General features: G+C 59.4%; 26 protein-coding genes. 13 read left to right on the plus strand and 13 right to left on the minus strand.

Annotated features, from left to right (window positions below; translation table 11 throughout):
• Window positions 1–29: 29 nt before the first annotated feature.
• Window positions 30–596, minus strand: coding sequence for an LpqN/LpqT family lipoprotein (locus tag ACH2ED_RS14495; RefSeq protein WP_395092414.1), 567 nt, complete (start codon window positions 594–596; stop codon window positions 30–32).
• Window positions 597–663: 67 nt separating this feature from the next.
• Between ACH2ED_RS14495 and mqnC the strand changes: the two genes are divergently transcribed.
• The 4 genes from mqnC to ACH2ED_RS14515 all read left to right on the plus strand — a co-directional run bounded on the left by mqnC (window position 664) and on the right by ACH2ED_RS14515 (window position 5493).
• Complete coding sequence (gene mqnC / locus ACH2ED_RS14500; protein WP_395092416.1) at window positions 664–1815, plus strand: cyclic dehypoxanthinyl futalosine synthase; 1152 nt, start codon at window positions 664–666, stop codon at window positions 1813–1815.
• A 71-nt stretch (window positions 1816–1886) separates the two neighbouring features.
• Complete coding sequence (locus tag ACH2ED_RS14505; RefSeq protein WP_395092418.1) at window positions 1887–3830, plus strand: hypothetical protein; 1944 nt, start codon at window positions 1887–1889, stop codon at window positions 3828–3830.
• Window positions 3827–4579, plus strand: a complete 753-nt coding sequence (dapF, locus tag ACH2ED_RS14510) for a diaminopimelate epimerase (RefSeq protein ID WP_395092421.1) — start codon at window positions 3827–3829, stop codon at window positions 4577–4579. The genes ACH2ED_RS14505 and dapF overlap by 4 nt, the downstream gene beginning before the upstream one ends.
• A 2-nt stretch (window positions 4580–4581) precedes the next feature.
• Window positions 4582–5493: a LysR family transcriptional regulator gene (locus ACH2ED_RS14515; RefSeq protein WP_395092424.1), complete on the plus strand. Its 912-nt coding sequence runs from the start codon at window positions 4582–4584 to the stop codon at window positions 5491–5493.
• Here ACH2ED_RS14515 and alr read toward each other — a convergent pair.
• The gene (gene alr, locus ACH2ED_RS14520; protein ID WP_395092426.1) at window positions 5453–6523 is read right to left on the minus strand and encodes an alanine racemase; all 1071 of its coding nucleotides are present in this window, start codon (window positions 6521–6523) and stop codon (window positions 5453–5455) included. The two genes, ACH2ED_RS14515 and alr, sit on opposite strands and share 41 nt — an antisense overlap.
• Before the next feature lie 27 nt (window positions 6524–6550).
• Window positions 6551–7357, minus strand: a complete 807-nt coding sequence (locus ACH2ED_RS14525; protein ID WP_395092428.1) for a phosphodiester glycosidase family protein — start codon at window positions 7355–7357, stop codon at window positions 6551–6553.
• 113 nt (window positions 7358–7470) lie between these two features.
• On the opposite strand from ACH2ED_RS14525, the gene ACH2ED_RS14530 reads away from it, so the two are divergent.
• The 4 genes from ACH2ED_RS14530 to ACH2ED_RS14545 all read left to right on the plus strand — a co-directional run bounded on the left by ACH2ED_RS14530 (window position 7471) and on the right by ACH2ED_RS14545 (window position 10308).
• Window positions 7471–8280 carry a DUF1751 domain-containing protein gene (locus ACH2ED_RS14530; RefSeq protein ID WP_395092431.1) on the plus strand — a complete coding sequence of 270 codons (810 nt, stop codon included), beginning with the start codon at window positions 7471–7473 and terminating at the stop codon, window positions 8278–8280.
• Window positions 8277–9020 (plus strand): phosphatase PAP2 family protein, encoded by a 744-nt coding sequence (locus ACH2ED_RS14535; protein WP_309698101.1) that lies wholly within the window; start codon window positions 8277–8279, stop codon window positions 9018–9020. The genes ACH2ED_RS14530 and ACH2ED_RS14535 overlap by 4 nt, the downstream gene beginning before the upstream one ends.
• A gap of 11 nt (window positions 9021–9031) precedes the next feature.
• Window positions 9032–9484: an RbsD/FucU family protein gene (locus ACH2ED_RS14540; RefSeq protein WP_395092434.1), complete on the plus strand. Its 453-nt coding sequence runs from the start codon at window positions 9032–9034 to the stop codon at window positions 9482–9484.
• A gap of 74 nt (window positions 9485–9558) precedes the next feature.
• Entirely contained in the window at window positions 9559–10308 is a 750-nt protein-coding gene (locus ACH2ED_RS14545; RefSeq protein WP_395092436.1) for a ferritin-like domain-containing protein, read from the plus strand.
• On the opposite strand, the gene ACH2ED_RS14550 is transcribed toward ACH2ED_RS14545, so the two are convergent.
• The 4 genes from ACH2ED_RS14550 to lspA are packed head-to-tail and all read right to left on the minus strand — an operon-like array spanning window position 10296 to window position 15399.
• Window positions 10296–13157, minus strand: a complete 2862-nt coding sequence (locus tag ACH2ED_RS14550) for a DUF1549 and DUF1553 domain-containing protein (RefSeq protein WP_395092439.1) — start codon at window positions 13155–13157, stop codon at window positions 10296–10298. The genes ACH2ED_RS14545 and ACH2ED_RS14550 overlap by 13 nt on opposite strands.
• 21 nt (window positions 13158–13178) lie before the next feature.
• On the minus strand, window positions 13179–14099 hold the full coding sequence (locus tag ACH2ED_RS14555) for an RluA family pseudouridine synthase (protein ID WP_395092441.1): 921 nt from the start codon (window positions 14097–14099) through the stop codon (window positions 13179–13181).
• A complete protein-coding gene (gene lgt / locus ACH2ED_RS14560; protein WP_395092443.1) occupies window positions 14099–14872 on the minus strand; it encodes a prolipoprotein diacylglyceryl transferase in 774 nt (257 codons plus the stop codon). The genes ACH2ED_RS14555 and lgt overlap by 1 nt, the downstream gene beginning before the upstream one ends.
• Window positions 14872–15399, minus strand: a complete 528-nt coding sequence (gene lspA, locus ACH2ED_RS14565; RefSeq protein WP_395092445.1) for a signal peptidase II — start codon at window positions 15397–15399, stop codon at window positions 14872–14874. Before lspA ends, lgt begins: the two co-directional genes overlap by 1 nt.
• A gap of 76 nt (window positions 15400–15475) precedes the next feature.
• On the opposite strand from lspA, the gene ACH2ED_RS14570 reads away from it, so the two are divergent.
• Together ACH2ED_RS14570 and ACH2ED_RS14575 are read left to right on the plus strand one after the other, a co-directional pair.
• Window positions 15476–16129, plus strand: a complete 654-nt coding sequence (locus tag ACH2ED_RS14570) for an SGNH/GDSL hydrolase family protein (RefSeq protein ID WP_395092448.1) — start codon at window positions 15476–15478, stop codon at window positions 16127–16129.
• Window positions 16126–16761, plus strand: a complete 636-nt coding sequence (locus ACH2ED_RS14575) for an SGNH/GDSL hydrolase family protein (RefSeq protein WP_395092451.1) — start codon at window positions 16126–16128, stop codon at window positions 16759–16761. The genes ACH2ED_RS14570 and ACH2ED_RS14575 overlap by 4 nt, the downstream gene beginning before the upstream one ends.
• 4 nt (window positions 16762–16765) lie before the next feature.
• Here ACH2ED_RS14575 and ACH2ED_RS14580 read toward each other — a convergent pair whose 3' ends face one another.
• Window positions 16766–18553 carry an ABC transporter ATP-binding protein gene (locus tag ACH2ED_RS14580; protein ID WP_395092453.1) on the minus strand — a complete coding sequence of 596 codons (1788 nt, stop codon included), beginning with the start codon at window positions 18551–18553 and terminating at the stop codon, window positions 16766–16768.
• 370 nt (window positions 18554–18923) lie between these two features.
• Here ACH2ED_RS14580 and ACH2ED_RS14585 point away from each other — a divergent pair, with 370 nt between their 5' ends.
• Window positions 18924–19322, plus strand: a complete 399-nt coding sequence (locus ACH2ED_RS14585) for a hypothetical protein (RefSeq protein ID WP_395092456.1) — start codon at window positions 18924–18926, stop codon at window positions 19320–19322.
• 39 nt (window positions 19323–19361) lie between these two features.
• On the opposite strand, the gene ACH2ED_RS14590 is transcribed toward ACH2ED_RS14585, so the two are convergent.
• The 5 genes from ACH2ED_RS14590 to ACH2ED_RS14610 all read right to left on the minus strand — a co-directional run bounded on the left by ACH2ED_RS14590 (window position 19362) and on the right by ACH2ED_RS14610 (window position 22697).
• A complete protein-coding gene (locus ACH2ED_RS14590) occupies window positions 19362–19814 on the minus strand; it encodes a hypothetical protein (protein WP_395092458.1) in 453 nt (150 codons plus the stop codon).
• A gap of 3 nt (window positions 19815–19817) precedes the next feature.
• Window positions 19818–20408 carry a histidine phosphatase family protein gene (locus ACH2ED_RS14595; RefSeq protein ID WP_395092461.1) on the minus strand — a complete coding sequence of 197 codons (591 nt, stop codon included), beginning with the start codon at window positions 20406–20408 and terminating at the stop codon, window positions 19818–19820.
• The gene (locus ACH2ED_RS14600; RefSeq protein WP_395092463.1) at window positions 20405–21154 is read right to left on the minus strand and encodes a DsbA family protein; all 750 of its coding nucleotides are present in this window, start codon (window positions 21152–21154) and stop codon (window positions 20405–20407) included. Before ACH2ED_RS14600 ends, ACH2ED_RS14595 begins: the two co-directional genes overlap by 4 nt.
• Window positions 21151–21633 carry a vitamin K epoxide reductase family protein gene (locus tag ACH2ED_RS14605; protein ID WP_395092466.1) on the minus strand — a complete coding sequence of 161 codons (483 nt, stop codon included), beginning with the start codon at window positions 21631–21633 and terminating at the stop codon, window positions 21151–21153. Before ACH2ED_RS14605 ends, ACH2ED_RS14600 begins: the two co-directional genes overlap by 4 nt.
• Before the next feature lie 89 nt (window positions 21634–21722).
• Window positions 21723–22697 (minus strand): redoxin family protein, encoded by a 975-nt coding sequence (locus tag ACH2ED_RS14610; RefSeq protein ID WP_395092468.1) that lies wholly within the window; start codon window positions 22695–22697, stop codon window positions 21723–21725.
• A 95-nt stretch (window positions 22698–22792) separates the two neighbouring features.
• Here ACH2ED_RS14610 and ACH2ED_RS14615 point away from each other — a divergent pair, with 95 nt between their 5' ends.
• Together ACH2ED_RS14615 and ACH2ED_RS14620 are read left to right on the plus strand one after the other, a co-directional pair.
• Entirely contained in the window at window positions 22793–23884 is a 1092-nt protein-coding gene (locus tag ACH2ED_RS14615; protein ID WP_395092471.1) for an acyltransferase family protein, read from the plus strand.
• A 5-nt stretch (window positions 23885–23889) separates the two neighbouring features.
• A complete protein-coding gene (locus ACH2ED_RS14620; RefSeq protein WP_395092474.1) occupies window positions 23890–25482 on the plus strand; it encodes an amidohydrolase family protein in 1593 nt (530 codons plus the stop codon).
• Window positions 25483–25626: the final 144 nt, after the last annotated feature.

Below are 25626 nucleotides of genomic sequence, written 5' to 3' on the forward strand. Positions count from 1 at the left end.
CTACCGCCTTGCTGGTTGCAAGTTTGCCGCTAGTGGAGCCACTCAATGCTCTTAAGCAGGCGCTCCAGCGACGGAGCCAGGCGCTCGAAGTCCTCTTTTTTGGACGTGAGTGTCAGAATGTAGATACGCCCCTGGTGGCAGATATAGACCTGTCGGTTGCGCACCAGAGCACTCTGCCCCGGTTGCTTAAGCTGCCCGTCAAGTAGCCAGGCATCGGCACCGGCCAGTGTCAGCCGCTGCTTCGTGGTCTGCTGAAAGCCCGGATAGCGTTTCGCCAGCGCGAGAGCAATCGTGGTGGGAAGGTTGTCAGGAAGGCGACTGCGGCCCGGATCCTCGGAAAACGAGAGCGCGAGCGTTGCGCCGCTGGTTCCCAGCGGTGCGAAGCTCGCCAGCAAGCCCGACGACTGCCCGACAGTGGCCAGACGCTGCCAGCCCAGCGGGATGCGCACGGCAAGTTTCTGCTGCTCGAAGGCAACGCGCTGGCCGTCTACCCGCACTTTTTGGGGAAGCGCTTCCCGTTTCTCCGTAGGAAGCGTCGCCTGCCCGCCCTGTTGAAAACCAAGCACTACTGCACAAACGGCCCCGAAAATAGTCATTGCAATCTCCTTTCCATCGTATCATGTACGCAGTGGTTGACAGAGAAGTTCACGACAGGTATACTTTGTGAAAACAATCACGAAGTCTGGAAAGGCGACGATCATGTTCCCTCTTACCCCGTCCAAACGCGCCCCGGAGAGCGATATCACCGATATTGCCGAGAAAGTCTGGAATCAAGAGCGCCTGAGCGCCGAGGATGCCCTGCGGCTGTTCTCCCACCCGAACCTCGATGAGCTTGCTCTCCTAGCCGACGCCGTGCGCCGACGCCTCAATCCCGAGAAAACGGTCACCTATATCGTCAGCCGCAACATCAACTACACTAATGTCTGCTGGGTACGCTGTAGCTTCTGCAACTTCTACCGCACGCCCGGCGACAAGAGCGGCGAGAGCTATATTCTCTCACGCGAGCAGATTCATCAGAAGCTCCAAGAGCTCTCCGATGTAGGTGGGGTGGAGATGCTGATGCAGGGCGGGCTGAACCCGAAGCTCAAAATAGAGTGGTACGAAGAGCTTCTGAGCTGGATGCGCGCCGAGTTCCCGCACATCATTCGTCACTGTTTCTCTCCCGCTGAGCTGATCTACGTGAAAAATATCAGCAAGCTCACGATGGAGGAAACCCTCACGCGCCTCAAAGCCGCGGGTTTGCAGTCTATCCCCGGCGGTGGCGCGGAGATCCTGACAGACCGGGTGCGTAACTTCATCAGCAAGTATAAAGACACCGCCGACGAGTGGCTGGACTGTATGCGGGTGGCGCATAAAGTGGGGCTTCCCTCCACAGCGACCATGATGTACGGCTCCGTGGACACCTACGAGGACCGGGTTGAGCACTTTATGCGCCTGAGGGCGCTTCAGGACGAGAGCATTGCCAGTTCCCCCGCGCGCTTTACGGCCTTCGCAGCCTGGAGCTACCAGCCCGATGGCACGGAGCTAGGCGGCACGCGGGCATCGGGACTGGACTACCTACGCACTATCGCCATCGCGCGCCTGATGCTCGATAACTTCGCACACATGCAGGCAAGCTGGGTGACACAAGGCCCCAAGATCGGGCAGATTTCCCTGCGCTACGGCGTGGATGACTTCGGCCAGACCATGATGGAGGAGAACGTGGTGAGCACCGCAGGCTGTACGTTCGCCGTCTCCACCGACGAAATGGAGCGCCTGATTGTGGATGCCGGGTACACGCCCGCCCGCCGCAACACGCGCTACGAGCGGGTTTAGAACCAGATAAAATTTAACCGGAACTTCTCTAAACAGGCGTTTGTATCTAGGATATACTGAACCCTACTACAATGACCGATGCCCCCAACACAGAAGGCGACTGTCGGGAGGATGCGCTCTGCGTCCTTCGTGAGCGCTTCCCCCAAACCACTTTCCTTGCGCTCGGGCAAACCGCGCTCTGGGACGAGCCCACAAAAGCGACCCTGAGGCGACGGCTCGACAGCTTCTGGCCCGACGCACATATCCTAGCGGGCGTCCATGATACCGACTACTTCGCCAAGCTCCACGGTTTCCATCAGCCCGGCAGCGATGCCTTCGCCTTGGTGGGCCACGATGACAACAAGACACGGGCGCTCTGGTCCGCCGCTGGGGAGATGAGTCAGCTCTTTGGCTCCGAGGATGTCCCCACCCGGGATCGCTTGCAGAGTGAGGCGGGTGTCTCGCTCAAGAAAGCACTCGCCTTTGCCGATGACCCCGATGCGCTTCTCTCCGAACTAACCATGGCGTGGGGCTGGACGGGGATCCTGCACTCCGGTTGGGAGCGACAGATCGCCTCGGAGGTGAAGCTCAGCGAGATTCTTCCAACCCTGCGCGAGCAGATCACCTGGGCAACGGAGGGCAGTAGTGTTGGCAACACGCTGCTCGGCTGGATGGACGACTTCGCAGACGCGCACCCCGATGCGCTCCTGCCGTGTCTGTATAAATATCTTCTCCCACGGCTCTATGAGCTGCTGCTGGGCACCCCGCCGCAGAATTTTGCCACCACACGCACCACCACGCTCTTGCGCTTCAACACTCAGACCTGCGAGCTGCCGCGCTTCTGGCTGGTGCAGGCGTTTCTTGATCCCGCCACACGCGCTCAGGCACGCGAAGCCTACGATCTCGCTGTGGAAGGCGGGGAGCAGTACACCCTCGATCAGTTCCTACCAGGAGCACGTCCCTTCGATCTCGTGGTGCCTGGAAAAGGCCGGGGAACGCTGCGTGTACGTGCCGATGGCTCCATCTGGATAGACACACCCGAGCCGATCTGCCTACCCGGTGAGAAGGTGATTACCAGTGTACGTCAGCTCGCCGAGCGTATTGAGAGCGCACTGGGGCCGGACTGTGTGCTGATCGGAAAAGCAGTCGCGCTCTTGCCGATGCTTGCCGCAGAGTGGGTTCTGGTCTTTCACGAAGGCGCGAGCAGCTACTCCTGGCGCACGGCCAAGCTGATGGGGGCACTCCAGCGCCTCCGAATCCGTCACCCAGAGCTACGGCCCATTCTGCGTGTCCGGTACGCCACCTGGGACAGCCTCAGCGCTGTGTCGGGAGTCTCTCTGACTCTGCCGCCTCATCTTGCCCAAGCGCTGGGCCGCCCTACGGTCGAGGCCGATGACTTCGCGGCGTGCTGGCAGCGCGGGCGTGAGTGGGAGCAGCGCCGCCTTAAAGAACTCGCGGCACTGCGCTCCCCGAACGCTTTGCTTTCCTATCTGGAGCAGCATCGCCTTCTCACGGCCCGCGCCGACTACGCCGACGCAAGCCAGGTTCTGCGTGCCCAGTGGGATAAAGCCGAGGCGCTCCGAAGCGAAGAGCACACGCTCTTAGGGGATGTGCGTCGTCTCCGTGCTGAGTCCAATACTCGGGAACACGCCAAGGGGGATGATTTTCGTGCCCGTGGCTCCGTGCTGGATTCCGCCGCCCTCGCCGAGCGGACCCAGCACTTTGAGATCCCTCTGACAAAAAATCGCCGCACGGTGCGCCAGCTCCTGCTCAAAGCCCGCCAGCTTCATCGTGAGCGTAAGGTAATCGAGCGTGCGCCCGAGGCCATCGCTGCACGAGCCACACTGCGACGTATCGAGACCGAGGCGGAGATCGCCAAAGCCCGGCTAGCAAAAAATGCGCTCCAGACCTTGCACGGTCTGCCCCACACCGACTACCGCCCGTCTGCCTGGTGGTTCCCGCAAGTGGACCCAAGTGGCGCTTGGTTCAACCGTGTTGCAGATACCGCCGCCCTGCGCCTTGAAGAGTTGGTGTGACTCCCTTCACAAAAATGCAGGCGGTCGGCAACGATTTCGTTGTCCTCGCGGAGCCGGAGAACACCGATCTCACAGCCCTCGCCCGACGCGTCTGTGACCGGCGCTTCGGGATCGGCGCCGACGGGCTGTTGACCTATAAGCCTTGTGACAAAGGACTGGTCTTTCGCATCTTCAATGCCGACGGCTCCGAGGACACGATGTGTGGCAATGGCCTCCGCTGCGTCGTGACGCTTGCCGTGGAGCGCCGCCAAGTTCCCAGGGAAGGCATCGCGCAGACCCGCTCCGGGCCGATTCCCTACTCTGTCGGTTCGCAAGTAACTCTCACGCTGCCACCGCCGCAATTCTGGGAGCAGAGCGTTCCCGGTGGAACCACGGTGGACACAGGCTCGCTCCACACCGTGCTATGGCCCACGGTGTTGCCGAGCGACACGACTTTTCTGCAAGACTCCCCCGCCCTCGAAAATGCCCCGCTCTTCCCAGAGAAAACCAGCGTGCTCTGGGCCGTCGCCACTGGCCCCAATCGCCTTCAACTGCGCATCTGGGAGCGGGGCGTCGGCGAGACGCTCGGCTGCGGGACGGGAGCCTGCGCCGCCGCCGCTGTCGCGATCCAAACAGGCCGAGCGACGCGCCTTGAACCCGTTGCAGTGACCTCGCGCGGCGGGACACTCACTATCACTTGGGACGGCCTCCCCGGCTCTTCCCTCCAACTGACAGGCCCGGCGGAGACGGTCTTTTCAGGTACACTCTAGCCGTGGATCTTGACGCACTTCGGCTCTTTGTGGATCTTGCGGAGACACGATCTTTCTCCAAGACGGCAGGCAAGCACTTTGTCTCCCAGTCTGCCATGAGTCAGCGCGTCCTCTCACTCGAAAAGGAGCTGGGGCATCGCCTGGTTGAGCGGGGCAAGGGCCGCCCCGGGGCGCACTTCACCGAGGCGGGCGAGCGCACCCTGAGCTATGCCCTGGAGATTCTAGCACGTGCGGATGCTCTGCACCGTGAGCTGGCAGATCTGGGGCGAGAGATTGGCGGAACCCTTAAAGTGGCGACTGTCTATTCCATTGGGCTCCATGCCCTGACTCCTGCCGTCACGACATTTCTACGGCAATACCCGATGGTCAACCTTCATCTGGAGTACCTGCGCACCGACAAGATCTACGAAGCGCTTCAGGCGGGAACCATTGACTGCGGCATTGTCGCCTGCCCCCGCGAGCGCGCCGGAATCTCCATTCTCCCGCTCCCCTCAGAAAACATGGTGGTGGCGCTCCCCCCCGACCACGTCCTGACAGGGAAAGACACCCTTGCGGCAACAGATCTCCAGGGACTTGCCTTTGTCGCCTTTGCCCAGGACATCCCGACGCGCGATTTGATAGACACCTTTCTGGCCAAGCACGGAGTCACGGTGCGTATCACGCAGGCTTTTGATAATATCGAGACCATCAAGCGCGTGGTCGAGATCGGACTGGGTGTGAGCATTCTACCCGAGCCGACCATCGAGCGCGAAGTGCGCGACGGTACACTCGTCACGCGTCCCCTTGCGGGCGAGGAGCTCACCCGTCCGACAGGGGTTTTGCTCCCCAAAGGCCGCACCCCAACCCGCGCCCTGCAACGCTTCCTGGCCGTTCTCACACCGAACTCGGGTAGTAACGCGGCACCCGGCTATTGAGCAGTGTCGTCGGCTCGTGCGCCGTTGTCTTGGCCCACTGCGCCACCTCCACAGCCGTAATTCCCTCTCCGATCAGTGTCACGGTATCCCCCACCGAAACGCCTGCAACGTCCGTGATGTCCACCTGGCACTGATCCATTGAGACACGCCCCACGATTGGGCAACGCTGGCCCTGCACGCTCACAAAGCCACAGTTGCCTAGCGCCCTGAGCCAGCCATCGCCGTAGCCCGCCGGGACAGTGGCAATCACGGAATCGCGGGTCAGCGTGTGGGTTCGTCCATAGCCCACGGTCGCGCCCGCAGGGAGAGCCTTTACCAGTGTCAGACGCGCCTTAACGACCATGGCAGCAAGTGTGGGGCACTCGTCCAGCGCACCGGGATATGGCTCGATACCGTAGAGAATCGCTCCGGCGCGGTGAAAACCGGAGGCTTCCACGCGTAGCATTCCCGGCGAGTTGGTTACCGAGACCTCCCCGGGCCAGCCCACCGTGGCTTCAGCAAACGCCGCACACTGTGCTTTTGTCGGCAGCAGCTCGGCTTCATCGGCAGACGATAAATGCGTGGCGATCCCGACAATTTCCACTTGCGCTGGGCAGCTCGCACGAAGCGGGCGAAGTGCAGAGGCATTTAGCCCCTCGCGGCCCATTCCCGTGTCGAACACGAGGTAGCAGCGTGCGGGAATCGGAGCATTTTTAGCGGCGGCGGCAAAGGCGGCAAAGAACTCTGGGCTGGAGATAAACGGGGTGAGGTCGGCGCGGACACAGTCGGTGGCCTCTTCAGGTAGCAGAGCGCTCAGCGGATAGATCGCCTGTGAGAGTCCTGCTTTACGCAAGCTCATCCCCTCCTCAAGTGTTGCGACACAGAGCCGCTTTGCCCCGGCGGAAACGCACGCCCGCGCCACGGGAACCAGGCCATGACCATAGGCATTGGCCTTCACGACGGCGGCAACATCGCCGTAGCGAGCGCTCAGGAGACGAAAATTATGGGCGATAGCCTCCAGAGAGACCTCCGCCCAGACACGGTTTTGCACAACGCATTATCCCATACGGGCGAGGTGTTACCCTTTCGCCACAACCACGGGTTTCTTTTTACTGACCGATTTCTTGGCCACCGCCGTGGGCTGCTCCACATAGACAGCCAGCGCGTTGGTGAGCTTTCGCCCCGGCGCGACCAGCGCCTTTCCATCGAGATAGAGCCCCGTGGACGAGCCCCCATCGTAGTTCAGCGCGTCCACCGCCCCGGCTTCTTTAAGAATCTGTGCCCACTCGGTCAGCGTCACGGGGCTCTTTGTAGCCACTAAGATCAGATCGCCGCTCTTTAGGATCCCGACACCTGCACGCGGATCGGGCTTCTGTAGCAGCGGACTAAAGCCAGACTTGGCTGGGTTCACCACAATCTCGCCGTCTTTGAGAAGCAAAATGCCGCCCGCAAGAACGATCTCACTCTTGCCCCAGTCCGTGTGGCGGTCAATGCCGTCATTGGCACGAATTCCCGCCACCCAGCCCTCCGCACCTTTCACGCGGCGCAAGCAGAGTGCTGCCCCACGCCCCCCAAAATGCACCAGCTTCTTGCCAATAACAATATCGCCCATCGGTTGGAGGCTACGGGTATCGAAGAACGCACCGGTCAGAACCACTCTTGCCCCACGCGTCGCCATGGACGCCAGGCTCTCCGAGCAGCCCACCCCACCCTGTGCTAGCATCGGTTGGACAAGCACGCTGTCTGAGTCAAGGTTCACCCGCACAACATAGACTATCTTTCCCGCCAAGACACGCGTCTGCTGCACGATATGTCCCGCACTCACTGTTTTCCCCAAGCACGCGAGCCCCATAAGTGCGGCGAGGATGTGTGTGATTTTACCCATGATGTTTCCGTACACAAATCATCGGGGACGTAAAGAGGGCAAACCACCGTGCTTATACTAGGATTGATCCTGAGACGATTACTGGTTTTACTAAATTTGGTAGAATAGAGAGAATGTATCAGCAGAACCAGTCCCCCCCCCCACAGATGCCACAGCTTAGCTCACGCGACACTCCCCTCACGCTCGTTCTCATTGGAGCGAGTGCTCTGACATTTCTATTGGGCTACTTTACAAACGGAAGCTGGCTCACCCGGGGCCTGGCGCTCACCGCCGAGAGCCTGCACTTTCCGTGGACACTCGTTACCTGGCCGCTCGTGGGAACTGGGGGCGCACTCTGGACTCTCTGTAATGCGTTCTGGGCATGGACGGTCTGCGGGAGTATGGAACGCGCCTGGGGCACCGCCCAGCTCACCAAGTTCGTTCTGGCCACAACCGCCCTCACGGGTGCGACTGTCTTGTTGGCCATCGTGCTGCTGCCGCTGCCTTTAGCGGTGTTTGCCAGTTTAGGAATGTCGCTTCCAGCAGTCACCGTGGCTTGGTGCTGGATCAACCGCGCGGCCACGATTCGTTTCCAGTTTCTCTTTCCAATCTCCGCACTCTGGATCGCCGGAATCACGGTTTTATTACAGTTCTTCTACACCGCCCAGATGCTCCACAGCCCCTGGGCAGGTTTTGCCGGCCTGAGTGGGAGTGCGGCAGCTTGGTGGTGGGTGCGCGGTGGACGTCTGTGGTTTGATACCCGGTTTGGAAAGAAGAAAAACGCGCCCAATCTGCGCTTTGCGGATATGGATCGCGATATGCGCGGTGCAAAGCAGTCGAACAACCCCTTCAAGATAGCACGGGAAGAGAAGCAGCGGCTAGAGCGCGATAAGAAAATCGCTGAGATGTTCCGTAACTCCGGCTTCAAGGACGACAGCGAATGAGTCTGAGTAGACGGCTCGCAGCGGCGGCTGGTGCGGCGGCGGCGGCATTCTTAGGGCGAAAGGCACGAAAAAAGCTTCTGCCGCTCGTGGAAGTTGCCCTGACGCCTGTGGCGCTCGGTGCCGCCGTGTCCGCAGGCGCAATGGCACTGTTCTTCACGATCGCCGATGATATTCGTGGCCAGGATGGAGTCTGGCGCTTCGATCACGATGGCTTAAATCTCGCGAAGTCGCTGCGTACACCGGGCCGCACCGCACTCATGCGGACCGTCTCCGACCTGGCACGCCCCGATACCATGTCGGCACTCGGGGCGGCAAGCATGATTATCGCCTGGCGAAGCAAGAAATGGCGCAACGAAGCCGTCTTAATGGCCGTGGTACTCTCCGGCGGTGGCGCCATTATCGGCACCATTAAGTACCGCGTGGGACGGCAGCGCCCGACGCTGGTTGAGGCGCTCGCCACAGAGGAGACATTTAGTTTTCCCTCGGGCCACTCGTTTATCTCGCTGTGCTTCTACGGGACACTGGCCTACTGGTGGATGAAGGGCAAGCCGCTAAAGCAGCGCATTGGGATTGCGATTCTGGCGACCAAGTTCATTGCGCTAATCGGAGCAAGCAGGGTCTACCTAGGAGTCCACTACCCCAGCGATGTTCTGGCGGGCTACGCGGCAGCATTCCCCTGGCTCACCGCCTGCCTGACCGCCTACGAAAAATACGAGCGCCGCGTCGCGCTCCTGGAGTAGTGGGGTAGCGCATGCTCAAAACCCGCCTGATCCACCCGGAGATCCTCTGTGCCCTCGCCATGGCAGGGCATCGGGCCAAAGTGCTGATCACCGATGGCAACTACCCTCATAGCACCAAGTCCAACCCCACGGCGACAAAAGTATTTCTAAACCTCGCGCCCGGCTGCGTGAAGGTGACAGAAGTGCTCGATGCCCTCACCCATGCCATCCCCATCGAGAGCGCTGAGGTAATGCAGTCCGAGGATGGCACCGAACCGCCGATCTGGTCAGAGTTTCGCACTCTGCTCCCTGAAATCCCACTGACTGAGCGCCCCCTGCCCGAGTTCTATCAAGCCGCCATCACCTCCGATGTTGCCCTTGTGATTGCCACCGGTGAGCAGCAGCCCTACGCGAACCTCCTACTCACCATCGGTGTCCTCTGGCCGACTGATGCCGTACACAATCTTCAGGCGATCATCAAATAGCCCACACTCCCCTTGACAGCAGGCACATTCTCCAATATACTTTGTAAAACAAAGTTCTTTGAATCGAGATAGAAATGCAAGAGTGGCACTATTACTTTCAATCACGTAGCACCAACCGTCCCCAATTCACACTCCCCTCGAGGATCGTTGGCGGAGGAAATCACGACGCACTGATACACTCCCTCCAGCGCTTTGAGCTCGGTGAGTCAGGTGAGGGAACACACCTCAAGGCGGTGGCCGCCCGGCTGGGCGATCCCACCTACCAACAGGCGATTTCTCTATTTATCCGAGAGGAACAGGATCACGCACAGTGGCTGGGGGCACTCCTGGACGCCCTAGGAGCCCCACGGCTTCACTGGCACTGGAGTGATGCTCTCTTTATTATGCTCCGACGACGGATGGGTCTGAAGACAGAGATCTGCGTCCTGCTGGTGGCGGAGATGATTGCCAAGCGCTACTATGCCGCACTTCGTGATGGGGGCATGGCGGAGGAAGCACGCCGTCTCTTTGCACAGATTTGCGAGGATGAGGAGGGGCACCTAGCGTTCCATACGGCATTTCTCACAGCCGCCTTCCGACGTCACTCAGCACCGATCTGCTTGACAATTTGGCTCCTCTGGTGGGGCTTCTACCGACTTGCCTGCCTTGCCGTCCTGATTGATCACCGTGGCATCCTACGGCAGGTCAGGGTGCCCCCTACAGTATTCTGGCGGGATACAGGCCGCATCTTCGCGGGTATTGTAGGGCAAATCTTTGGCGGAGAGGGAGATATCGCCCGGCGAGAGACATCCCCTCCACTGCCTCAGGACTTTCAGTCCACGTAGAGAAACTCGTTGGTCATCAAGAGCGCTTGGGCATATCGCTCCCACTTACTCAGCGGCGTTGGTGGAGCGGGGGGCGGGCCGCCGAAGTCTTTGTCCGCAGCCCAGGCCTGCTTTTTGGCACCGGGGAACACGACCATCGGTGCCCAGGCAAAGGCGTCCGTGTTCTCGTTGGCACGGCAATCCACCACAAAATCTAGGGTATCGCCTCGCTTGACCTCAACTGCCGTGAGCTTAGTCTCTGCCTTACTGTTCTGCGCCACCCACTCCCCAAGCACGCCGCTCCGTGAGTGGACGACGCGGCCCCGAACGCCATCCCCCACCGTGCCAGGGTGGTTTAGGGTTCCGCTGATCTTCACCGTCCCCTCCAGCGGGCTGACCCAGCGACGGATCACTAGGTGCTGTGGATCGCCAGGATGACCGCCCTCACGGCTCAGGAACGGCCAGCCGTGCGTGGGGTCGGGGAGTTTGTCGCCCACACGCCACTGGGCATCGGCGAATACCTTGAACTCGTTGAATGCTGTCGTGCGCCCAACCGCATCGTCCACGAGGCCCCAGCCGTAGCGCCACGTCGCGCTGGACTGGGTTTCGAGCTTGAGCGCCGCCTTGTCGGGGGCGATTAAGTAGCTCAGCGCAAGATTGAGCTCGTCTTTGGTCGGGGAGCGCTCAAAGAGCTTTCGGTAGAGCGCCGACACTTTCTGCGCTTCGTCCTTGCCCGTCACGCCCTTTGCCAGTGCACGTGCCTGATCCGCGGCCAGCGGAGAGTTCATGAGAAAGAGCGCCTGCTGTGGCACGATGGTCTTGAAGCGCTGCGGGCTGCTCACATCGGGCGTGGCAAAGTCCAGTGTCTTAAAGATCGCGGGTAGGTTCTGGCGCTCGATAAAGCCGTACACGGCGCGGCGCTTCGTGTAGGCCCCCATCCAGAGCTCCTCACTCTTGCCGCCGATCTTGCTCATGTCCAGCGCCCCCGAGGCCAGCAAGAGGCTATCGCGCAGCGGCTCCAGCTCTAGGCGCCGCCGATTCTGCCGTCCGTAGAGCCGGTTCTCCGGATCTTTCACAAATGCGGCCTCGCTAGCATCACTGCTCTGCATCCAGGTGGCCGAGAGCAAGATTTTCTTCTGGAGTTTCTTGAGGCTCCAGCTATCTTCCACAAGGGTTGCAGCCAGCCAGTCGAGAAGCTCCGGATGCGTGGGTTTCTCGCCCTGCCGCCCAAAGTCGGACGGGGTTCGGACAATGCCCGTGCCAAAGTGCAAGCCCCAGATTCGGTTCGCGATCACGCGCGCCGTGAGGGGGTTGTTCTTGTCGGTAATCGCGTTTGCAAGCTCCAGCCGCCCTCCCGTTGGGAACTCGGTTTGCGTGTCGCCTACCACGCAGCTCAGAAAGTGGCGTGGTGCGGGATCGCCAGGGCTGCCAGGGTTGCCACGCTTGAAAACAACGCCGGGCCGTGGAGCCGCCTCGGACATGGCATGGGCAAACTCGGGCGTGGGTGGATAGGTCTTCTTCAGCTCGACCAGAGATTTGTCCAGCTCCGCGAGCCGGTCGCGTTTGGTGGCCTCAAAGCTAGGCAAAAGCCCGCCGCGCTGCTTGTCATTGGGCTGCTCGTTCTCACGGAAACCCTGGAGAATGGCTTTGAGCTCAGGGGTCGCCGTGCTCGCCTTCACCGTCTCACGTAGCCGACGGACTTCGGCGCGAATCAGCTCCTCTCGCTCGTTTTTAGCGACCTGGAACAGCTTATCGTGCTTTTCATACGGCTCACGGATCTCTTTTTTTGAGATAATAGGCTCGTTCTCACTACTAGAGGCGAAGATGGCGTAGAGGCCGTAGTAGTCCTTGGTGGGAATGGGATCGAACTTATGGTCGTGGCAGCGGGCGCACGCCACGGTCATCGCCTGCATCCCACGCATCGTGACATCAATGCGGTCATCGAGAATATCGTGGATATTATTGATAAAGCGCCGCCCGAGAGTCAAATAACCGAGGGCAGACAGATGCCGCCGGTCTTCGCCAAGCTCCATTCGGTCTGCGGCAAGCTGGTAGCGCAGGAACTGATCGTAGTGCATGTCGTCATTAAATGCCTGGATCAGCCAGTCTCGGTAGGTGTAGGCGTGGTAGTAGTTTCTGTCGTCCACGAAGACATAGCCCTTGGTGTCGGCGTAGCGGGCGATATCCATCCAGAAGCGCGCCATCCGCTCGCCGTAGCGCGGCGAGGCAAGCAATTTATCGATGACTTTAGGCCATGCATCCGGCGACTTATCCGCAATAAAAGCAGTGACATCTTCAGCGCTTGGCGGCAGCCCTGTCAGTTCGTAGCTCGCCCGGCGCAGCAGTGTCCGGCGGTCGGCGTAGGCAACCGGCTTTTGTTTAGCCGCTTCTAGTTTAGCCAGCACAAAGTTATCAATGCCACTGCGCGCCCAGACTTTTAGTGCGTTAACGGGAGGAAGAGGCTTTTTCACCGGCTCCAGCGACCAGAGCTTCCCCCCCAACAACCCCTTCAGCTCCGGCCAGGGGGCACCGGCTTTGGCCCAGCCCTCCATCGCCGCGATTTTCTCGGGTGCGAGCGCCGCCATTCCCTGGGGCATCCGGGGCTTGCCGCCCTCGCCTTTGACACGTTTGACGATCTCGGCGGCCTGTGCAAGAGTCACCGGACCATCGAAGCGCAAGCCCCCCAGCGCATTGCCTTTACTATGACAAGCCAGACATGAGGCCACAAAAGTCGGGCGGACATGGGTCTCGAAGAGCTGAATCACCTCAGGGCGAGGCGGCGCGGGTTTGGCTTTATCCTGGGACACGGCGGGCAAGAGAGCGCTCGCGGCGAGCCCCAGCGCGGCAAGAGTTGCGGCAAGTCGTTGCATAGAGCAATTATACCCCGCGAGCTACATCGGATTTGTTCGGCGGTAGGCGGCGCAAATCCCCCGCATGTAGCCAGGCAAGGGGAGCTCAAAGGAGAGCGCCGCGCCGGTTCGAGGGTGCGTAAACTCCAGCTTGCACGCATGGAGCGCCTGCCCCTGCGTCTCAATATCGAGCTTGCGCAGGCCACCATAGACCGAGTCGCCGACCACGGGATAGCCCGCGAACTGGCAGTGAACACGTATCTGGTGCGTGCGTCCGGTGCGGAGCCGACACTCGATCAGGGTCATCGGGCCAAGGCGCTCCAGCACATGCACCTCGGTGGCTGCCTCACGACCCTCACCCGGCTGGCTGACGGCCATCCGGTGCCGATCGTTGGGATGCCGGTCTATCGGGGCCTCGATCAGGGCATCCTCAAAGTTGGGGCTCCCCCAGATCAGCGCCACGTAAGTACGCTTAGCGGCACGGCTCTGAATCTGCTCCTGCAAGTGGCGGTGCGCCACATCGTTCTTGGCGACAACTAACAAACCCGACGTGTCTTTATCTAATCTATGGACAATGCCCGGGCGCTCTTCCCCACCAATTCCTGAGAGCCGCCCCTTGCAGTGTGACAGAAGGGCATGCACCAGCGTGCCCGTACGCGCCCCCGGCGCGGGGTGCACCACCATTCCCTTGGGCTTGTGAATCACCAGCAAGTCCTCGTCCTCAAAGACAATAGTGAGAGGAATATTCTCAGGAATCAGCTCAGTGCTCTTCATCGGCGGCGGCGTGACTCCAATTGTATCGCCCGCCTGGGTCTTGTAGGACACCTTGACCGCTTTCCCATTGACAATCACCGCGCCCTCATCAATCCAGCGCGCCGCCTGCGAGCGGGAGACCTCGGGAAGATGCTCGGCAAGAAACGCATCCAAGCGCCCTCCTGCCTCTGTAACCACTAACTCAATCATTAAACTATTCGATTTTTCTTCGCCAGAAGCGGCCAGGCTGCGACGGCGATAAGCGCAACCCCGAGGCTTGCCCACTGTCCCGTGGAGAGCCCTGCCTTAACGGACTCCGCACCCGACTGCTCGCGCCAGATCTCGACAACAAAACGCACGATGCCATAGAGAACACAAAAAGCCAGGAAAATCTGCCCCCTAAACGCCCGTCGCTTCTCCAGCGAGATTAAAAGAACATAGGCAATCGCAACCCCGAGAGCCTCGTAGAGCTGCGTGGGATGGACTCTCAGAATCGCGGTATGCTCGTCGGGGTGGAAGTCCATTGCCCACGGCAGCGCACACGGGTGCCCGTAGCAACAACCATTGAGCAGACACCCGATTCGCCCAAAGAACATTCCGATTGCCAGCGACGGCGCCCCCAAATCAATCGCATCCCAGGTATTCATGCCCTTTTTCTTGCAGACATAGAGCCCGACAGCGACGCCGCCCAGCAGGCCGCCGAAGCTGGTCATGCCTCCCTGCCAGACCGCCGCTATACTGAATATCGCCTTTTTGGGATCCTCAAGATAGGTGGAGAGGTTCTGGAGAACATAGCCTAAGCGCCCTCCCAGAACGCCCCCAAATAGCCCGGCCAGCGACGCGTCCCAGTAGTCTTCCACCTTGATCCCATAGCGTGGCGCTGCCTTGCTAGCACGCCAGGCCCCCATGAGAAAGGCGATCATGAGCAAGAGGCCCCACGAGCGCAGCGGGAAGCTCCCGATATGAAATAAAATGGGAAGCATCAGGCACTCTCCTCCGTGGCGATTGGGGGGGGCACAGGGGGAGCGCTCGGATCACTCAGCAGAAAACTGCGGATCGCCAGCAGACATATCCCCGTGGTAATCGCCGTGTCCGCGACGTTGAAAATGGCAAAATTTATCGCGCGAAAGTCCAGAAAGTCTGTGACAAGCCCGGAGCGCAGACGGTCAATTAAATTTCCCAGCGCCCCCCCGAGCGGCAACGCCAGCGCAACTCCCGTGAAGCGATCCAGCCCGCCTTTCGTCCGCCGCTCCGAGAGAACAATCCCAGTCATGATAACCAGCGAGGCGATCGTGATCAGCCAGGTCTTACCCGCGAGCATGGAAAAAGCAATCCCATCGTTCTGGACGTGGGTTAAATGAAACACCCCCGGCCAAAGTGGCACCGATGTGTGGAGCGGAATCTGGGCCTTGACAAGGGCTTTGACGACCTGATCAGAGACAGCAATAACGCCTGCCAGGAGATAAAACCCGGCAGGCGCGAGGCGTTTGAATGACGGAGGAACGGGCATAACGTGTCATTATACCGAACCCTAAGGTGCTGTGAAGAAAGAAGGAAATAGAGGGCTTTTTGACGAAGCAAGCGCTATGCGCATTGAAGCCAACTCGAATCTACTTTTTATCGGCGACTCGATTACGGATTGTGGCCGAGCCCACCCCGTCGGCGAGGCCAATCCCTGGAGCTGGGGAGACATCGGCGGTGGGTATGTTCGCGATGTTGCGGCGATTTTAGGGGCGGTCTACCCCGAACGCCAGATCCGTGTCCGAAGTGTCGGCAGCAGTGGCAACACAGTGCGAGATCTCGCGGCCCGCTGGAAGTCAGATGTGACCGATCTGGCTCCCGAGTGGCTCTGCGTGATGATCGGGATCAACGATGTGTGGCGACAGTTCGACGCACCGCTCGCCCCCGAACGCGCCGTGCCGCTCGCGGAGTACAGTGAGACGCTCTGGAGCCTCTGCCACCGAACGCGCCCCAAGCTCAAGGGTCTGGTGCTCATGACTCCGTTTATGATCGAAGCCAATCCCGACGATGCCATGCGTGCGCGTATGGATGAGTACGGCGCGGCGGTGCACGAGATTGCGGAGGAGTTCGAGGCGATTTTCGTGGACACGCAGGCTGCCTTTAATGCGCTTCTGGAACACAGCCATCCGGTGAGCATTGCGTGGGACAGGATTCACCCCGGCCCGGTGGGGCACATGACACTGGCCCGGGCATTTTTACGAGGAGTAGGTGCTTTATGAAGATTGAAGGCGGAACGTTGCTGTTTATCGGCGATTCGATTACGGATGCGGGACGGGCGCGGCCCGTTGGTGAGGGCGGTGGTTTGGGGGGCGGCTACCCGGCACAAGTGAACGCGCTACTCGGGGCAACCTACCCAGAGCGCAAGATTCGTGTCTTAAACACGGGCATTAGTGGAAACACGATTCGGAACTTAGTCTCGCGCTGGCAAAAGGATGTGCTGGACCTCAAGCCAGACTGGCTGAGCATTATGATCGGCACCAACGATGTCTGGCGGCAGTTCTCGGGCACCAACAACCCGGACAGCGTTTTCCCCGAGGAGTTCGAGAAATCCTACCGTGAGCTAATCGAGAAGACCCGCCCGACAGTCAAAGGCATCACGCTACTCACCCCGTTCTATGTCGAGCCGGATAAGGCGCAGCCGATGCGCGCACAGATGGATGTCTACGGAAAGCTCGTCCACAAGCTCGCCAAGGAGACGGGCTGCCGCTTCGGAGACACGCAAGCCGCCTACGACAAAGCGCTCCGGAGCGTCGCGTTTGGCACACTGGCGGGCGATAAGGTCCATCCCTCCCCGACGGGCCACATGGTACTCTCACGGGTATTTCTGAAAACCGTGGACTACCGCTGGTGATGGCCTACTGAAGGATGGGCTCTGATACCGCCTCCAGCAGGCGAGCTTTTTCTTCGTCGGTAAGGTCCTGGACAGTCTTAAACTGCTCGTTGTAGAGATCTTGGTACAGGCCAGGCCGGGCGCTGAGCTCGGTGTGGGTTCCTTGGTCAATGATCTTACCGTCTTGCATGACCAGAATGCGGTCGGCGTTTAAGATCGTGCTGAGACGGTGCGCAATCACGAAGTTCGTGCGCCCCTTCATCAGCTCGGCGAGCGCGGCCTGGATATGGGACTCGGTGTGCGAGTCTAAGGCGCTTGTGGCATCGTCAAGAATCAGAATACGCGGGTTGGCAAGCAGCGCACGGGCAATCGCCATGCGCTGCTTCTGACCACCGGAGAGCTTGATGCCGTCTTCCCCGATCTTGGTGTCGTAGCCGTCAGGGAGCGAGAGGATAAACTCGTGCAGATCGGCGGCTTTAGCGGCGGCGATCACATCAGCCACACTGGCCTCTTTGCGTCCGTAGCGAATATTCTCGCGCAGGCTGACCGAAAAGAGAATGGTTTCTTGTGAGACTAATCCAATATGGCGACGCATAGTCTCAAGGCGCACTTTACGCACATCGTGGCCGTCTACAAAAATCCGGCCTTTGGTAACATCGTAAAAGCGCGCGAGCAGGTTGACCAGTGTCGACTTACCCGCTCCACTTGGACCGACAACAGCGATAATCTCACCAGGGTTCACCCGAAAATTAATGTCGTGGAGCACTAAGTTGGTCGGATCATAACCGAAGTGGACATGATCGAAGTGGATCGCGCCCTTCACGGTCGGCAGATAGGTGGCATCAGGCGCATCAATGATCTCAGGGCGCGTGTCCAACGTCTCGAAGACACGCTCGATCGCAGCCCCCGCCCACTGGAGCTGAACATTGAAGTCCACGACACGCACAGCAGGGTCGTAGAGGTAGGCAAGGTAGGAGTAAAATGCCAGGAGCTGCCCTGCTGTCATTTCCTTAAAGCCCACGAGCTTTCCCCCAAACCAGAGGAGAGTGGCGGTGCCAAGCATGCGGATGAGCTGACTGCTCGCCCCCAAAATACGGTTCAGGCGCGTCTGCATCATCCCGATCACAAAGCGCTCGCGCTCGGCCTTGATGAACTCGCTCTCCTCATAGCCCTCCCGCGCAAAGGCTTTCACTACCGCGATGGCACCGATCTTCTCGGTGAGGCCCGCCAGCATCTGCTCCCACTTCTCACGCAGCTCGACAGAGACAGGGCGAATCCGCCCGAGTAGCAATTTGTAGTTCACGACATAAAGCGGCAGCGTGATAAGTGCAATCAATGCGAGCCGCCACTCGATATAAAATAGCCAGCCGATAATCATCACCAGAGTCGCAAGATCCGTAATGAGATAGACAAAGCCCTGGGTAAGCGCGTACTGGATGACATCAATATCGCCCGTAAGGCGCGCCATGATCTTGCCCGGCTGACGACCATCGTAGTAGGCCAGCGAGAGGCGCTGAAGGTGCCGGTAGCTCTGGAAGCGTAGGTCGAAAACAACGCGCTGCCCGAGCCAGGAAATCAGATAGTTGAGGGTGAAAGAGACAACACCACGTGCAGCCGAGAGACCAATCACCGCGAAGAAAATCTTCCAGAGAAGCTTTGTGTCGCCTCGCGGAATGGCCACATCCAGAATCTGCTTCTGAAAGAGCGGCATCGGAATCGCGGAGAGGGTCACCACGAACATCAGGATCACTGACAGCCCAACCCTAACACGGTAAGGATACAGATAGTGCAGCAGGCGCTTGAAGTTCTCCACGAGGGTATTCTACCAGCCCCGTCGTGCTCCGTTTTCCGTAACTTTTAGTTTCAGGGAATCTGTCGGATTTTCAAAAGACTACGCACCGCGCTACGCCCAAAAAAATACGCCATGCCCAGGTGAAATAAGATAACGAACACCGCGAGGGGGGGGAACGCTTTTAGGGGCCGTATTAGGAAAATACCCAGCGCTAAAAAAGCCAGGCTTGAGAGTGCATCCAAATACCAGCGCCGGGGCAAGACTTTCTGCAATGACGACGACATGTTATACTGTACCCGTCTGTGGAACATTTCTCACGTCTCAGGCACTCAAAATACAGGTGTGACCATGTTGGGTTGCACCACTAACTCTAAAAAACAGGGAGCCAATAATGCTTCGTAATCGTGTACTTTCGTCTTTGATCGCGCTTGGCGCAGTGAGCCTCTTCTCCCTTTCGGCACTTGCCCAGGGTACCAAACCCGGTGAGACAAAGCCAGGAGAAAAGGGCGCAAAAACCGCCACGCAGCGTGATGCAAAAGGACGTTTTATCAAGGCGGACGCTAAAAAAGAAGAGCCTAAGAAGGCGGGAGCCGCTCGCGATGCCAAGGGGCGGTTTGTAAAAGCCGGTGGCGAAAAGTCGGCAACCGCGGGCGCACCTAAGATGGCGGCGGGCGCACCTAAGATGGCGGCGGGCAAGCCAGTCTGGAATGCTAAAGCCAATCGCTGGCAAGGCCCCGATGGCAAGTTCATGAAGGAAGCCGATGCCCTGAAGGCAGGCGGCAAGAAGTAGGCAAGTGATAAGAAATAGGCCGGGGCAAGCAGCCCCGGCCTATTTCTTTTTGGCCCGCTTCTCCACCGTCCCTTTTAGCTCTTTGAGCCACGACTTGAAGCCGTACTTGCGCATCTCCGCCCAGGTCTGATCAAAACCCCAGCCCTGCTGTGTGACACGCCAGATACCCACCATCGCTCCGGTGCGGTCGGCTCCGTGCTGACAGTGCACAAACACAGGCTCCGTAGCCGATTTGCCGAGTAGCCCGAGAAACTCCTTGACCTGCTTTTCGGTAGGTGCCTCGGCCCCCATCGGGATACGCACACGCTTCAGCCCGAGCGCCTTGGTGGCGGCTTCTTCCTCCGCTTGCCCTTTTTTCTCGATGCGCAGATCAATTATGGTGTGCACGCCTTTTGTCTTGAGCTGCTTAAAACCCTCGGTCGTAGGGGCCGCACCTCGCCAGATGCCGGGAGCGACAACCGCAAAGTTAGGTAGATTTTTCTTGTCCTGCATACGTTAAGTTCCATCTTCGAGGTGCGCTATATCGTTGAGGCGGAGAAGCTTACTGTCCCGCTGTGCATAGGTAACAACCGAGAGGCTCGTGTTGGCGAGGGTAAAGTGCCGCATTCCCTCGGGGCCGTGCCCTGCCGCGTGGGCGAGGAGCGCTCGTAGCGCCCCACCGTGTCCCACAATCAGCACTACTCCTTCAAGAGGCTCGGTCACTGCCCGCATACGCTCCCAGACACTCTCTAGGGATTCGGCATCCGGGGCCCGCTCACGGCTCCCGGGCGGATGACCGACTTCCGCGCTTGTCTTGCCTTCCCACGAGCCAAAACCACGCTCCCGGAGCCTGATGTCCGTCTCCAGCAGCGGTGCCGCATTCAGTAGCTGAGCGGTCTCGAACGCACGAGATAGATCAGAGACAAGGACACGCGCCGGTCGGGGGAGCGCCCCCTGCTCCCAGAGCCGGGTAAGACGTATCCCCAGTCGGCGTGCCTGCGCACGCCCTGTCTCATTGAGCGGGACATCACACTGCCCCTGCCAGCGCTGCTCCGCATTCCAGTCGGTCTCGCCGTGACGAACCAGCAGAAGTGTACAGGAACTCACTTGGTCGAATGAGGCGCCGAGCCATCCGCAGGCGGCAGAGGTGCGGAGCCGTCCGAAGGCGGCATGGGCGTCGGCAGTCCGGGGATGTCTTTGATCTCCGGGTAGAGCTGCCGATAGCCCGTGACCATCATCGTCCGCTTCGTCTTACGATCATGCACAAAGAACGTGGGGGTCTCGTTGACTCCAAAGCTAATCCCGGTGTCACGGTCAGACTGCACCATTTTTAACAGCGCCGTATCTGCTTTCTCTTTTTTGTAGCGCTCCATGTCAAGCTTGGCTGCCACAGCGGCTTTCTCAATGAAGGCCGTGTCCACAAGCTCATCCTTACCCTTCATCAACGCCTCGTAGGACTCCCAAAACTTCACCGGTGCCTGACGGCCCGCCACCTCGGACATCACTGCAGCAGGCATGGCAAAGGGATGGGGTCGCTCCAACGGGAAGTGCCTAAAGCCAAATCGAACCTGAGGAAACTTGGTCCCCAGATCTTTAATGGCCGTCTCGTAAGCAAAGCGACACGAGGGGCACTGGAAATCGGCGAACTCGATCACGGTGAAGCGCGCGTCCGCCGGGCCCTTAAAGTGACGTGTCCCTTTCTCAAGCTCCGCAAACCGTGCCTCCGTAAGCGGTGCAGGTGTCGGAGGTGGCTTGGGCGGATCAAGCGATGGGTCTCGGGTCAATGTAAGAAAACCCGCCCCGAGAGCGACAATCGCCCCCATCACAACTAGTAGTTTCGTCTCAGATTTCATGATTTCTTTGGCGTCCCACCGATCAATGGCCGGAGCCAGTCGGTCAAGTGTAGTAAAAAGATTCCCGCAATAATCCCCTGGCTTGTCATGCACCACTTACAGATAGCATCAAGCACATAAATCTCAATATAGGTAAGCCAGAGGGCGAATCCCAGTGCCCCTGTTGCCAGCACGAGTCCGAGGGTAAGAAGTTGCCGACTACGCTTTGCATCCTCGAACAACGTCCTCAAAAAGGCCAGGCCCGCGAGGCCAAGATAGCCAAAGGTTCCCCACATTGCCACAGGGGGACCGTACCCCACAGGGAAGCGTGAGTACTTGCTCAGCGCAACTTGGGTGCACTCAGAGACCTTCGTCATGTGGATGCCACAGGGAATGTCCTGGGGGTGCGAGTGCATATTCCACATATACGCGGCAACGACGAGGCCAAAGATGGAGAGAATGAAAGCAAAGCGGTTGAGAACCATACCAGTAACCTCCACTAAGAATGTGCCCATTGTACCCGGCCCGCACAACATTTATGAGAGACAGAGCAAGTTGTTTGGCATGCCCTGTCTCTCTTGGTTCACCTCTATTGCTTGCTCTTGTAGAGTACCAGGCGCTCCTCCATCTCTTTCTTGATCTCCGCTGGGGTTCCTGCGGGCAGCTTGGTCATGGCCTTCTCTTGCAGCGTGAGTGCCTCTTTGACTTTGCCCGCCTTGTAGTGGATAAACGCCAGCGTGTCCAGGATCATGCCGTCCTCGCCTTTGGTGAGATCTACAGCCTTTTGCGCCAGAGGCAGGGTTGAGCCCTTGAGCTTGGAAAGCTCCTCGGGAAGCTCTTGTTTGCCTTCCACAATTGTCCAGGCAATCTGGTTCAGCGACTGCGCGACTTGTAGCCCAAGCGCAGGATTACTCACAACTGCCTTGTCTAAAAAAGCAAAGGCTTCGTCGAGCTTCGCATCCAGAAGCAGTGCATTGAACTGTTTTGCAAACGCCTGCATCTTCCCTTCCGCCGCTTTCATGTCCGTGGCACGCTTCTTCTCAGTAGCGATATCCCACTTTCCGGCGATAATCTTTGCGAGCGGCGCTTCCATCTCCATCGGGTGACCGATCCAGGCGATCTTACCCAGCTTGTCAACAATAAAAGCGGTCGGGATGCCGTCTTGCTTGGCGGCGTCCATCCAGTTCTTGCTCATGAAGCCGCCACGCGATGCGGTGTCTACGGCAACGTTATAGTCCATCTTCGAGCCCATCTCCTTGACAAACTTGGCGACATTTGCCTGAAACTCGGGCGCCCCTTCGTTGATACTCACCCCGACAAAGTCCGCCTTGGATTGGAATTTCTTGGCGAGTTCGGTCAGGTGCGGGATGCTCGTGCGGCACGGACCACACCAGGTCGCCCAGAACTCGACCACGTGAACTTTCCCCTTGGTGAGCGTGATGGGCTTGCCCTTGACCCACTTGCTCACCTTAAGCGCGGGAGCGGGATCGCCAACACCAAGCCCCGCGTGGGCGACGGAAATTAAGAGAAAACGAGAGTGCCGCCACGAGAGCGGGCGCGACAAATGAGAAACGCATGGTTGAAGTATCCTTTCTTCACCGTATTGTACGGCATCTCGCCCTCAACAGTTCCGAGCGCTGAACCGACAATAACGGGAAGATGCAACCCAGGAGTGCCCCTAAATACTACCCCTTTGTGGAGGGAATCCGTGGACTTGCCGCGTTCTATGTCGTGCTAAATCATATCTGGGCACGCTTTGTGGCTGTGGCGGCACCCGATACTTTCCCTCACTGGTTCCACTTACTCAAGTTCGGTCATGTCGCGGTGGCGATCTTTATCGTGCTCTCGGGCTTCTGTTTAATGCTGCCGATTGCCCCGCATGCGGGCCTGCCTCTGTCGCCGAGCTTCCTGAAACGCCGCGCCCGGCGCATCTTGCCCGCGTACTTCGCGGCGATGCTCATTAGCCTGCTCCTGGGGGTGATGGTTCCCGCAATTCTCCCACCGCACTCGCGCGAGTGGCAGAGCCTGCTGACACACACACTTCTGGTTCACAACTGGACACCGCGCTGGTCTATCGCCATCAATGGGCCGTTCTGGAGTATTGCGCTGGAGTGCCAGATCTATTTTCTCTTCGTGCTCGTGCTGCTCCCCGTTCGACGGCATGCGGGGCGGTGCGTGGTGCTCGCTGTGGCGGCGGCTCTGGTTGCGATCCCCATGGCGCTCCGGCTTGACGGCACGAGTCCGTGGTTCTTGTTGCTGTTTGTCCAAGGCATGCTCGCCGCTGAGTGGGTCGTCCATCCCCCTCGCCTCAGCCACCATGCCCTCAAAGCGCTTGCAACGCTACTGACGCTTGTTTCTATCGCGGCGCAGCTGACAATCTGGCGCGATAGCTTTCCCTGGCCACGCACTCACTGGCAGGCAGGTGCGCTCCGGATCAGCCTGGACTTACTTCTTGGCAGCGCCACGGTCGCCGTATTGATTGTCGGCTCTCTGGCACCCCCACGGGCCTTTACACTCCTGAGCTGCCGCCCCGTTCTCTGGCTGGGGAGTTTTTCCTACAGCCTCTACCTGCTCCACGACCCACTCCTCGCTCTGGGACTGCACCCGCTCACCGTGCGCATCGCCGCCGCCCCGCTCTCGATATTTCCTCTAGTACTCGTCACCGTGCTACCGGCGACTCTGGGCCTGTGCTGGCTCTTTCACCTGGCGTTTGAGAGGCCATTTTTGCGCTCCCACAACCGGGTACAATAGCACCCGTGATAACTCCTCGCTTCGATCTTCTCCTCTCTGGTGGCCTTGTGGCGGATGGCCTTGGTACCACGCTGTTTCGCGCCGATGTGGGCGTGATCGGGGATAAAATTACGGCGATTGGGGATTTGGAGCGAAGCGAGGCACTCACTACGATTGATGCGACAGGGCAAGTGATCGCGCCGGGCTTTATTGATATCCACACCCACTCTGATGTCTCCGTGCTCTTCACCCCAGGCATGGAGTCGTCGCTGGCGCAGGGGGTGACGAGTGAGGTGGTCGGTAACTGTGGGATTTCTCTGGGGCTTGCGACGAACGCATCGGAGTTTGGGTTGGAGCGCCGCTGGCTGGAGGGCGCGGGTGGCACGTTAAACTGGGAGACGCTCGCCGGGTTTCTTGTACGGGTCGAAGAGAGCGGCATGGCGATCAATATCGCTACGCTTGCCGGGCACGGGAGCCTCCGAAAGCGCGTGATGGGCATGGCACAGCGCGTACCAAGTGACACAGAGCTGACGGCGATGCAACGTGAGCTGGACTTAGCAATGCGGGCCGGGGCGATTGGCCTCTCCAGTGGACTGGAGTATGTTCCAGGAAGCTACGCCGATGTGGCAGAGCTCACCGCGCTTGCCAAAGTAGCGGCGAGCTACGGCGGGTTTTATGCGACACACTTAAGAGACGAGGGCGATTTACTCGAAGAGTCCGTGGCGGAGGCAATCGCTGTTGCTGAGGGGGCGGGGCTACCGCTTCAGCTCTCGCACCACAAGGCTGAGCGCAGGCGCAACTGGGGCAAGATTCTCTCGACTCTGGCGATGGTAGACGCTGCTCAGAGCCGGGGCATGGACATACTTCTGGATCAGTATCCCTACACCGCGTACCAGACCAGCCTCGCCGTCATCGCGCTCCCTACCTGGGCCAATGCTGGAAACCCCGAGGATCTCGCCCAAAACCTCACCGATCCCATGCTGCGTGCCCGTGCCAGAGAGTGGATGGGCGAGCTTGAGCGCTCCGGCGGCGTCTCCTGGGATGCTATTGAGATCGCCTCCTGCCCCCACGCAGCACTGGTTGGTAGGAGCATCACTGCAAATGCCAAGGCGCAGAACCTCGACCCGCGCGACTTCATCCTGAACCTGCTCACCGAAGGAAGCGGCTGGGTCAGCGCCGCGCACTTCGCCATGAGCGAAACCGATGTCGAGCGCATTCTTTCCGACCCGCGCGTGATGATCGGTTCTGACTCCGTCGCCATGAACCCCAATGCCCCCGATGCCGAGGCACACCGTCCCCACCCGCGCTCCTACGGCACCTTCGCACGTATTTTAGAGCACTACGTCAAGCAGAAAAACCTGCTGACTCTCCCTGAGGCCATTCGGCGGATGACCAGCCTCCCCGCACAGCGCCTCGGCTGGACAGAGCGCGGGAGCCTAAAAGTGGGCAGCATCGCCGATATCACCGTGTTCTCCCCCGACGCCATCCACGAGAACGCCACGTTCGTCGCCCCACACGCCCTCGCCACCGGAGTCAGCACGGTCCTCGTCTCCGGCCAGCGCACCTGGCAAAACGGCAAACCGACAGGAGCACGCGCAGGGAAAGTCTTACGAAAATGAAAACTGCTCGGAACAGCGCTGTCCATTTTCGTCGTAAATCTCCTGCCCCTGTGTGCCACAATGATTTGAGACACTTTCCGTTCCCTCTAACTTCTCCAAGGGCTAAAGGAAAGAACCAGAATGAGCATCGCAATGTCCCACCTA

The sequence above is a fragment of the Armatimonas sp. genome (genome assembly GCF_043757465.1).
Taxonomy (GTDB): Bacteria; Armatimonadota; Armatimonadia; order Armatimonadales; family Armatimonadaceae; genus Armatimonas.

What these genes read in the sequence shown, in the direction of transcription:
- ACH2ED_RS14495 (WP_395092414.1), bottom strand. Translation starts at nt 596, where the DNA reads ATGACTATTTTCGGGGCCGTTTGTGCAGTAGTGCTTGGTTTTCAACAG.
- ACH2ED_RS14505 (WP_395092418.1), top strand. Translation starts at nt 1,887, where the DNA reads ATGACCGATGCCCCCAACACAGAAGGCGACTGTCGGGAGGATGCGCTC.
- ACH2ED_RS14525 (WP_395092428.1), bottom strand. Translation starts at nt 7,357, where the DNA reads ATGGGTAAAATCACACACATCCTCGCCGCACTTATGGGGCTCGCGTGC.
- ACH2ED_RS14530 (WP_395092431.1), top strand. Translation starts at nt 7,471, where the DNA reads ATGTATCAGCAGAACCAGTCCCCCCCCCCACAGATGCCACAGCTTAGC.
- ACH2ED_RS14535 (WP_309698101.1), top strand. Translation starts at nt 8,277, where the DNA reads ATGAGTCTGAGTAGACGGCTCGCAGCGGCGGCTGGTGCGGCGGCGGCG.
- ACH2ED_RS14540 (WP_395092434.1), top strand. Translation starts at nt 9,032, where the DNA reads ATGCTCAAAACCCGCCTGATCCACCCGGAGATCCTCTGTGCCCTCGCC.
- ACH2ED_RS14545 (WP_395092436.1), top strand. Translation starts at nt 9,559, where the DNA reads ATGCAAGAGTGGCACTATTACTTTCAATCACGTAGCACCAACCGTCCC.
- ACH2ED_RS14550 (WP_395092439.1), bottom strand. Translation starts at nt 13,157, where the DNA reads ATGCAACGACTTGCCGCAACTCTTGCCGCGCTGGGGCTCGCCGCGAGC.
- ACH2ED_RS14555 (WP_395092441.1), bottom strand. Translation starts at nt 14,099, where the DNA reads ATGATTGAGTTAGTGGTTACAGAGGCAGGAGGGCGCTTGGATGCGTTT.
- lgt (WP_395092443.1), bottom strand. Translation starts at nt 14,872, where the DNA reads ATGCTTCCCATTTTATTTCATATCGGGAGCTTCCCGCTGCGCTCGTGG.
- lspA (WP_395092445.1), bottom strand. Translation starts at nt 15,399, where the DNA reads ATGCCCGTTCCTCCGTCATTCAAACGCCTCGCGCCTGCCGGGTTTTAT.
- ACH2ED_RS14570 (WP_395092448.1), top strand. Translation starts at nt 15,476, where the DNA reads ATGCGCATTGAAGCCAACTCGAATCTACTTTTTATCGGCGACTCGATT.
- ACH2ED_RS14575 (WP_395092451.1), top strand. Translation starts at nt 16,126, where the DNA reads ATGAAGATTGAAGGCGGAACGTTGCTGTTTATCGGCGATTCGATTACG.
- ACH2ED_RS14585 (WP_395092456.1), top strand. Translation starts at nt 18,924, where the DNA reads ATGCTTCGTAATCGTGTACTTTCGTCTTTGATCGCGCTTGGCGCAGTG.
- ACH2ED_RS14590 (WP_395092458.1), bottom strand. Translation starts at nt 19,814, where the DNA reads ATGCAGGACAAGAAAAATCTACCTAACTTTGCGGTTGTCGCTCCCGGC.
- ACH2ED_RS14600 (WP_395092463.1), bottom strand. Translation starts at nt 21,154, where the DNA reads ATGAAATCTGAGACGAAACTACTAGTTGTGATGGGGGCGATTGTCGCT.
- ACH2ED_RS14615 (WP_395092471.1), top strand. Translation starts at nt 22,793, where the DNA reads ATGCAACCCAGGAGTGCCCCTAAATACTACCCCTTTGTGGAGGGAATC.